The sequence below is a fragment of the Limimaricola sp. G21655-S1 genome (assembly GCF_027213785.1).
Lineage (GTDB): Bacteria > Pseudomonadota > Alphaproteobacteria > Rhodobacterales > Rhodobacteraceae > Limimaricola.
The window spans coordinates 1-389 of sequence record NZ_JAPWGO010000106.1 but is presented as its reverse complement, the minus strand read 5'-3'; the positions used below and the strand labels follow the sequence as shown (position 1 = coordinate 389).

Sequence of the window (389 nt, the reverse complement as noted above, 5' to 3'; positions counted from 1 at the left end):
ATCTTAGTAGCCCCGTTAGTTGAAATGACCAATAGCAGCATTAAAATGGCTGTTTACCATCAAACAAAATACGATAATTTAGCGAGAAAAACACGATATGGATAAAGTAGTGAACGATATACAGTCGCTATTGGGTGAAACAGATCCACAGCTTCATTACTATTGCTTCAGCTTCCTTGAGGCTCCGTTAAGTGCCTCGATTTATATTGGCTATCGGGATCAACAAGTGACACTGAACAAGATTAGCAAAGCCAAGAAAGAAGCGGGTGTCAGCCAACAAGCAGTATTGTTGGCCGTGAGCTACTTGGGGCATATGACCTACTCCAAGATGACGGACAGTTAGAGGTGTTTTCCGGATAACAGGTTGTGAACGAATGATGGAACAAGAG

1 protein-coding gene is annotated in these 389 nt (G+C 42.4%); it reads left to right on the top strand.

Annotated elements, in window-relative coordinates; translation table 11 throughout:
* The first annotated feature begins 97 nt into the window (after window positions 1-97).
* The gene (locus O4G76_RS20055) at window positions 98-343 is read left to right on the top strand and encodes a hypothetical protein (protein ID WP_269398913.1); all 246 of its coding nucleotides are present in this window, start codon (window positions 98-100) and stop codon (window positions 341-343) included.
* Window positions 344-389 lie beyond the last annotated feature (46 nt).

Excerpts from the sequence above, each read along its gene's own strand:
- O4G76_RS20055 (WP_269398913.1), top strand. The coding sequence starts at position 98 with ATGGATAAAGTAGTGAACGATATACAGTCGCTATTGGGTGAAACAGAT.